Here is a 7,823-nt window from a genome sequence, read left to right on the forward strand (position 1 = left end):
GCGGCCACCCCGGCCGAAGCGCACGCCGCCGCGACGACGAGGGCGACGAGCAGCGCGGTCAGCCGCTCGTCCCAGGGCTGCGACGCCTGCGCCAGCACGGCCGTCGCCGTCCCGCCCATCGTCCACGACACGGCCAGGACCACGGACGCCAGCAGCCGGAGCGCCAGGGCGTCGGGGGCGCCGAGCGCGCTCAGCAGCGCCAGGCCGAACACCGCGCCGACCACGGCGCACACCACGGCCATGACCAGCAGGGCAGGGGCCAGCACCCCGCGGCGCGGCAGCGGCGAGAGCACCAGCCACGCCGCGTCCGCCGCCGACACCGCCACCGGCCCGACCGCGCGCGCCAGCCTCAGGGAGGCCGCCAGCAGCAGCGCGACCAGCGCCAGGCCCGCACCCGCACGCGCCGGATCGACCGCGTCGGGCACGGCCGCCACCGCGCGTCCGATCACCGGGGACACCGTCACCACCAGCAGCCCCAGGGCCAGCAGGATGACGTAGCGGTCGGACCAGCTGCGGTGTCGGCGGTTCCGGGCCCGCACGAAGGCCCGGACCCGTGTCGCTCCCGTCCACGCCCCTCGTGTCCGCGTGGTCCCGTTCACGCGGCGGCCTCCAGGGCGACGCGGCGGGCGTCCTCGGCGAACCGCGGATCGTGGGTCACCATCACCACCGTGCCGCCGTTCTCGGCGTACTCGGTGAGCAGTTCCGCGAGCCGTCCGCGGAAGGCGGCGTCGAGTCCGCGTTCGGGTTCGTCCAACAGCAGCAACCGGCTCGGCCGCAGCAGCGCCATGGCCAGGGACAGCCGCTGGCGCTGCCCGGTCGAGAGCGAGGACGGGGCCCGGTCCGCGCAGCCGGACAGCTCGAACAGTTCCACGGCCGCCGCTGCCTCCAGCCGTCCGGGGCCGTGTACGGCCCGCATCAGCTCCAGGTGCTCGCGCACGGTCAGTCCCGGGTACCAGGTGGGTTCGTCGCCGACGAGGGCGACCTCGCGCCAGAACCCGGGTTCGTCCACGGGGGGCCGACCCAGCACGCTGACCTCGCCCGCGGTCCGCTGGAGCCCGGCGAGGCAGCGCAGCAGGGTGGTCTTGCCGACGCCGTTGGCGCCGAGCACCGCGACCACCTCCCCGGGCGCGACCGTGAGGTCGACTCCGCGCAGGACCGGGACGCCGCCCAGTTCCACGTCCACGTCACGGGCCACGATGATCGGTTCGCTCACCGGCTCAGCCTAGGACGTGGGCGACGCGCCGGGGCCACCGCGCCCGGCCGCCACCCCGCTGCCAGTCCGTCTCCGTTCCCGAGGCGGGAGCGGCACGGACGCGACCGCGCCACCCCCGCCGGTGCCCGACCGTTTCCGGGGCAGGGATCCGAGGGGACTGGAGTCGCCCGGTCCCGTCGGGGACCACCGAGTCCGTCGGCCGGTCGGGGGGCACGGTACGTCCGTCCCGGCACCGGCTGCGCCGGGACGGACACGGGGACAGCGCCCGGCTGTCCCCGCCGCACGCGAGGGCCCTCAGCACGCGTGTCCGCCGCTCAGGCCCTCCCGGAGAACCTCGGTCAGCGCTCCAGGTAGGCCCGCAGGTGGCGGGCGGTGAGGGTGTCGCCCTCCTTCACCAGCTGGGCGGGGCTGCCCTCGAACACGATCCGGCCGCCGTCGTGCCCGGCGCCCGGACCCAGGTCGATGAGGTGGTCGGCGTGCGCCATCACCGCCTGGTGGTGTTCGATCACCACCACCGTGTTGCCGTCGTCCACCAACCGGTCCAGCAGCGCCAGCAGCCGGTCCACGTCGGCCAGGTGCAGGCCGGTGGTCGGCTCGTCCATCACGTACACCGCCCCGTCGCGGGCCATGTTGATGGCCAGCTTCAGGCGCTGGCGCTCACCGCCCGACAGGGTGGTCAGCGGCTGGCCCAAGCCCAGGTAGCCCAGACCCACGTCGTGCAGCCGGTCCAGGATCGTGCGGGCGTTGCCGCCGGGGAAGAACTCGCGCGCCTCCACCACCGACATCGCCAGCACCTCGCTGATGTCCTTGCCGCGCAGCTTGTGCGTGAGCACCTCGGCCCGGAACCGCTTGCCCTCGCAGTGCTCGCACGGCGAGGAGACCCCGGCCATCATCGCCAGGTCGGTGTAGATGACGCCGGCGCCCTTGCACTCGGGGCAGGCGCCCTCGGAGTTGGCGCTGAACAGCGAGGCCTTGACGTCGTTGGCGCGGGCGAAGGCGGTGCGGATCGGGTCGAGCAGCCCGGTGTAGGTGGCCGGGTTGGAGCGCCGCGACCCCTTGATCGCCGACTGGTCGACCACCACCACGTCCTCGCGCCCGGGCAGGGCGCCGTGGATGAGCGAGCTCTTGCCCGAACCCGCCACGCCGGTGACCACCGTGAGCACCCCGGTGGGGATGTCCACGCTGACGTCCTTCAGATTGTGCGAGTTCGCTCCGGTGATGGAGATGTGTCCCCGGGGTGTGCGCACCCGCTCGCGCAGGGTGGCCCGGTGGTCCAGGTGGTCGCCTGTGAGCGTGCCCGAGGCCCGCAGTCCGGCTACGTCACCGGTGTAGGTGACGTGTCCGCCCGAGGGCCCGGCGCCGGGCCCCAGGTCCACCACGTGGTCGGCGATGGCGATCGTCTCGGGCTTGTGCTCGACCACCAGCACCGTGTTGCCCTTGTCGCGCAGGCTCAGCAGCAGGTTGTTCATCCGCTCGATGTCGTGCGGGTGCAGGCCGGTGGTCGGCTCGTCGAAGACGTAGGTGACGTCGCTGAGGCTGGATCCCAGGTGGCGCACCATCTTGACCCGCTGCGCCTCGCCACCCGAGAGCGTGCCCGACTCCCGGTCCAGGCTCAGGTAGCCCAGCCCCACCTGCACCAGGGACTCCAGGGTGTGGCCGAGGTTGTCCAGCAGGGGCTTGACCGAGGGCTCGTCCAGGGAGCGCACGAACCCGGCCAGCTCGTCCACCTGCATGGCCGAGCACTCAGTGATGGTGCGCCCGGCGACCCTGACCGCCCGGGCCCGGGCGTTGAGGCGGGCGCCGTCGCACTCGGGGCAGGTGGAGAAGGTCACCGCGCGGTCGGCGAAGGCGCGCACGGCCGTCTGCATCTTCTCGCGGTCCTTGGCCAGGTAGGTGCGCCTGATCTTGGGGACCAGCCCTTCGTAGGAGAAGGAGTTGGTGCCCGCCTTGATCTTGGTGACGGGCAGGTACAGCAGGGTGTGGCGTTCCTGGTCGGTGTAGTCGGCCACCTTCTTGTCGGCGTCCAGCAGGCCCGAGTTGACGAACACCTGCCAGTACCAGCTGCCCACGCCGTAGCCCGGGACGGTGATCGCGCCCTCGTTCAGGGACAGGTCGCGGTCGACGAGTTCGTCCACGTCGATCTGGTTGGTGCGCCCCAGTCCCCCGCACTCACCGCACATGCCCTCGGAGTTGTTGAAGCTGAAGGCGCTGGAGGGTTCCAGGCGCGGGGTGCCGACCCGGCTGAAGACGATCCGCAGCATGGCGGCGGCGTCGGTGGCGGTGCCGACGGTGGAGCGGGAGTTGGCGCCCATCCGCTCCTGGTCGACGATGATCGCCGCGCTGAGGTTGCGCAGGCTGTCCACGTCGGGCCGCCCCATCGTGGGCATGAACGACTGGACGAAGGTCGTGTAGGTCTCGTTGATCAGGCGCTGGGACTCGGCGGCGATCGTTCCGAAGACCAGGGAGGACTTGCCCGAGCCGGACAGGCCGGTGAAGACGCTCAGCCTCCGTTTGGGGATGTCCACCGAGACGTCGGCGAGGTTGTTCTCCCGGGCTCCCCGGACCTGGATGGTGTCGTGGGTGTCCGCTGTGGTGGGGTGGGAAGACACACTGCTCCTCAGGAGTCCTTATGGCGTAAGCTGATGGCTGGAGAACATTAGTTTATGGCGTAAGGAGATGCAAGTGGTGATCTACGCCGGGCAGGGTGACGCCCGTCGCACCATGGAGCTGCTGTGGAGGTCCCGCGACGGGGACGGCGCCCGCACGGCCCCCGGCCCCAAGCCCGAACTCAGCGTGGACCTGGTGGTGGAGACCGCCATCGCCCTCGCCGACGCCGAGGGGATGCAGGCGCTGTCCATGCGCGCGGTGGGCCAGCGCCTGGGGCGCACCGCCATGTCGCTGTACACCTACGTGGCCAGCAAGAACGAACTCGTGGAGCTGATGTACGACCACGTCTTCGCGGAACTGGCCGACGCCGCCGAGGCCGACGCCGAACCAGACTGGCGCACGGCTACGACATCCTGGGCCACCCGGCTGTGGGACTTCTACCTGAGCCACCCCTGGACCCTGGAGGTCTCCCAGGCCCGGCCGGTGCTGGGCCCCAACGAGTACCGGCTGTTCGAGTCGCTGGCCGTGGTGCTGCACCGCGCCGGGCTGGGCCCCACGCAGATCCGCAGCGCCTACGGCAACCTGTTCACCCTCGTGCGCGGACCCGTGCAGATCGCCTCGGAGTCGCGCCGCGCCCCGGAGGTCACGGGTGTGGCCGAGGACGCCTGGTGGTACGAACGCTCCGCGCAGCTGGAACGGGTCGCCCCGGACTTCGACCGGCGCTTCCCCGTGCTGACCCTGATGTCGGAGCAGGGGGCGTTCAGCAACGAGAACCAGAATGAGCCCTACCTGGAGCAGGAGGCGTGGGAGACCTTCCTGTTCGGGCTCAACGCTCTGCTGGACGGGCTCCAGGCCAGCCTCGGCCCGCGCGGGTGACCGCGCCGGTCGCCCGTCGCGGAAGGTGGCCAGGGGTGACCGGCACGGCCGGGATCGGGGGACCACCAGGAAGGCGGCCACCAGCCGGCCCGGCCGGGTGTCTTCGGGCTCGTCGCCACCTCGCACCCGCCCGGCGCGCGGGTGCGACGGCTGCGCGGCAGTGGTTTCCGGGACGGACGCCGATCACCGAGGACGGGCGAAGGTGATGATCTCCGCGCCCGCGTCGGTGAGCGGACTGCGGTCCCAGTAGCCGTACTGCGCGCTCACGTCGAATCCGGCCTCGGCCAGGAAGCCGTTCAGGGCGTCGGCGTCCAGGAAGCGCAGCGTGCTGCGGCTGCTCCGGGGCTCGTCCCAGTCCTCGACGCGGTAGTCGGAGGTGAAGGTGACCAGGTCGCCCTCCACGCTCTCCAGCCGGTGGACGCAGGTGGCCCTGCGCCCTCCGGGGCCGTCCACGGTGCGCACCCGCTCGGGGGTCCACGCCTCCCAGCCGCGCGCGGCCGGGTTGCGGGTCTCGAACACGAACCGGCCGTCGTCGGTCAGGGCGCGGCGCACGGCGGCCAGGAACTCCCGCACCTCGTCGTCGGTGAGGAACACCTGGAAGGCGTGGCCGGTCATGACGACCAGGTCGAACTCGCCCTCGAAGGGGCCGCCCGCCTCCTCGCCGTAGGGGCCGCGGACCAGGTCACCGAGGATCCACTCGACGTCGTCGCGGTCGCGCCGCCCGACCTCCAGCATCGCGTCGGCCGGGTCGAGGCCGACCAGGCGTCCGGTGTGGCCGCGCTCGCGCGCCACCCGCTGGAGCTTGCCCGTCCCGCAGCCCACGTCCAGGACGGAGCGGGCGTCCATGACGAGGTCGAGGTAGAAGTCGTCCTGGGGCGAGCTCCGCCAGGAGTGGAAGCAGTCGTAGAGCTCGGCCAGGTCCGGTTGGGAGAAGTGTCGGTCGACCATCGGGCCATTGTGGCCGACCGCTCCCCCACCGTCACCGGGTTTTTGGGCGCCCGCGAACACGCGGCGCTACCGACCGAGGCCCTCGCCGTACCCGGTTGATTGGTACCACAGGAACTTCGAGAACCGCACTCCCGACGCGGTGTAGCCGCGCCGAGTGTAGAAGGCGTGGGCCTCGGTCCGTCTGGTCGAGGAGTTCAGCATCGTTCGGGCCGCGCCCCGCTCCACGGCCCAGGCCTCGAACGCGGCGCACAGCGCCGTGCCCACGCCCTTCCCTCGTGCCTCTTCGGCGGTGACCAGCGCGATGAGCTGTGCGGCCGGGGCATCGTCCTCCACCGGGAACAGCAGGTGTCCGGCGGCGAAGCCCAGCAGCTCTCCTGCGGCGGCCTCAGCGACCCAGAGTTCGTAGGTGGGGTCACCAGTCAGCCGTTCGAGGCGACTACGTATCTGCGCGGCCGTCGCGGGGTGCGACAGCGTCGTGTAGAGCGGTACGAGCCCGTCCGCGTCGGCGGTCCGGACCGTACGAGTGGTCGCGTGGGGAGTCATCCTCCGCACGCTACCGAGAAAGTGCGTAGAGCGGTCGCCCCCACCGGTTCCAGGCCTGGCGGGCGGGGCGGACCGGGGCACACCGGGCTTCTGCGCGCCGGGTCGTCGTCCGGGTCCGGCCGATACCGCCGACTCCGCCCGCGAACCGGGTCTACCTGCGAGCACGACCCCCATGACCACCACCGCACCGCACTACCGGGACGGCGCGTGGGCGCCGGGACCCGACCCCGTCAACGAAGCGTGCGCCACCCGGGCCGTCGAGGAGGACCGGACGGACTGCGTCGCCGTGCCGGGTTCAACCGGCGTCCGTTCGCCGAGTACGGCGGCCCCTGAGCTTCCTCCTACGCCCAGCTGTTCAGCGGCGCCGACGGCACGAGCTTCTTCATGCACATCGCCCACGGCGGCTTCGGCAGCACCTGTACCTCCACTCCGTGGTGGACGCGCCGGACCACGCTGCCCGCTGGGCACCCGCGTTCGCCCTCCAGAACGACGAACCCGAACTGGCCCCACCCGAGGTCGGGGCCGCCTCGGCCGTCCCGGGCCTCTCCGAGGACTTCGGTGAGGAGGAGTCGGCCAAGCTGCGGCGGTCCCCTCACTCCTGATCAGGGCTCTGGGCGCGGAGCCGGTTTCGGCGGGGCTCTCGTGGTCGCGGCAGCTCCGTCCGATCCGCCACCGCACACCCCCACGACGGGTTGTCCACAGCTGGGAAAAGCTCCTTCTCCCGCCGCCCCGGGCCGCCTAGCCTGATGTTGTGAGCGAAACCCCCGGCACCCTCAGCCAGCACGAGCACCCCTTCGACGTCGACGCCTTCCTGGCCCGGCCCCTGGTCGCCAGGGTGGCCGCCTCCGACTCCTCCGGCGCGCCCACGGTGCGTCCGGTGTGGTTCCTGTGGGAGGAGGGCGCGGTCTGGTGGATCACCGGCGCCTACTCGCGGATGTCGCGGTTCCTGGCCAAGGACCCCCGGGTCGCGCTGGTCGTGGACACCTGTGACCTGGAGAGGCTGGAGTTCCTCCAGGTCATCATGCGCGGTAAGGCCGAGGTCGTGCCCTACGACGAGGAACGCTCCAGACGCAAGCTCCGCCGCTACCTGGGCGACGACGAGTCCACCTGGCCCGCCGACTTCAAGGACTTCGACGACGACGCACGACTCGTCCGCTTCGTCCCCGAACGGACCATCGTCCAGGACCTGTCCAAGAACCGACCCTGACTCCGCGAGTGCCTGCCGGGCTTCGCCGGACCGGTGCGGAGCCCGGGCCCCGGCACGGTGTGCTCAGACCAGGAAGGAGGATGCGGCGCGTTGCTGTGACACGCAGACCTGAGCGAGGCGTTCGAGAGCACCGGCGCGTGGATCTCCTCAGGTGAAGCCGCGCGGGATCGGGCGGCGGCACCGCACGTGCGTCCGGTCCGACGGTCACGACTGCTTGAGCGCCCAGCGCGTGCCCGGTGGTGGCGTCCACGTGGACGGGCGCCCAGCGCCCTCTGCCGATGCCAGCGTTCCCGTCAGCAGGGGGCGGACCCGGAGGCCTCTCTCCTGGCGGGCCGGTCGGCGGCGCCCGCGTGAGCCTTCGCGCCCGACCCCTTCTAGGCTTACGTGGTCCGCTCCCCCCGCGGCAGCTGTCGAAAGACCCCGCCCCAC

At 72.1% G+C, this 7,823-nt stretch carries 8 protein-coding genes; 3 read left to right on the forward strand and 5 right to left on the reverse strand.

Going from position 1 to position 7,823, the window contains the following annotated elements:
• The 3 genes from DQW06_RS03105 to DQW06_RS03115 form a co-directional block, all read right to left on the reverse strand.
• Positions 1-599: DUF6297 family protein (locus tag DQW06_RS03105; protein WP_232832943.1), on the reverse strand; the 599-nt coding region annotated here is incomplete at its 3' end.
• Positions 596-1,213, reverse strand: coding sequence for a heme ABC exporter ATP-binding protein CcmA (ccmA, locus tag DQW06_RS03110; RefSeq protein ID WP_117197923.1), 618 nt, complete (start codon positions 1,211-1,213; stop codon positions 596-598). The genes DQW06_RS03105 and ccmA, both read right to left, overlap by 4 nt.
• Positions 1,214-1,551: 338 nt before the next feature.
• Positions 1,552-3,822, reverse strand: coding sequence for an excinuclease ABC subunit UvrA (locus tag DQW06_RS03115; RefSeq protein ID WP_071622086.1), 2,271 nt, complete (start codon positions 3,820-3,822; stop codon positions 1,552-1,554).
• Between the two features lie 73 nt (positions 3,823-3,895).
• Here DQW06_RS03115 and DQW06_RS03120 point away from each other — a divergent pair, with 73 nt between their 5' ends.
• Positions 3,896-4,696: a TetR/AcrR family transcriptional regulator gene (locus DQW06_RS03120; RefSeq protein ID WP_117197924.1), complete on the forward strand. Its 801-nt coding sequence runs from the start codon at positions 3,896-3,898 to the stop codon at positions 4,694-4,696.
• A 183-nt stretch (positions 4,697-4,879) separates the two neighbouring features.
• Here DQW06_RS03120 and DQW06_RS03125 read toward each other — a convergent pair whose 3' ends face one another.
• Together DQW06_RS03125 and DQW06_RS03130 are read right to left on the reverse strand one after the other, a co-directional pair.
• Positions 4,880-5,644, reverse strand: coding sequence for a trans-aconitate 2-methyltransferase (locus tag DQW06_RS03125; RefSeq protein WP_117197925.1), 765 nt, complete (start codon positions 5,642-5,644; stop codon positions 4,880-4,882).
• A gap of 66 nt (positions 5,645-5,710) precedes the next feature.
• Positions 5,711-6,187 (reverse strand): GNAT family N-acetyltransferase, encoded by a 477-nt coding sequence (locus DQW06_RS03130; RefSeq protein WP_117197926.1) that lies wholly within the window; start codon positions 6,185-6,187, stop codon positions 5,711-5,713.
• Between the two features lie 431 nt (positions 6,188-6,618).
• On the opposite strand from DQW06_RS03130, the gene DQW06_RS29390 reads away from it, so the two are divergent.
• Both DQW06_RS29390 and DQW06_RS03140 read left to right on the forward strand, forming a co-directional pair.
• The gene (locus DQW06_RS29390) at positions 6,619-6,789 is read left to right on the forward strand and encodes a hypothetical protein (protein ID WP_232832944.1); all 171 of its coding nucleotides are present in this window, start codon (positions 6,619-6,621) and stop codon (positions 6,787-6,789) included.
• Positions 6,790-6,938: 149 nt separating this feature from the next.
• Positions 6,939-7,394: a pyridoxamine 5'-phosphate oxidase family protein gene (locus DQW06_RS03140; RefSeq protein ID WP_013153087.1), complete on the forward strand. Its 456-nt coding sequence runs from the start codon at positions 6,939-6,941 to the stop codon at positions 7,392-7,394.
• Positions 7,395-7,823 lie beyond the last annotated feature (429 nt).

This window comes from Nocardiopsis sp. TNDT3 (assembly GCF_003427465.1).
Classification (GTDB): domain Bacteria; phylum Actinomycetota; class Actinomycetes; order Streptosporangiales; family Streptosporangiaceae; genus Nocardiopsis; species Nocardiopsis dassonvillei.

Coding starts and splice junctions, on each gene's coding strand:
- DQW06_RS03125 (WP_117197925.1), bottom strand. CDS start 5,644: ATGGTCGACCGACACTTCTCCCAACCGGACCTGGCCGAGCTCTACGAC.
- DQW06_RS03130 (WP_117197926.1), bottom strand. CDS start 6,187: ATGACTCCCCACGCGACCACTCGTACGGTCCGGACCGCCGACGCGGAC.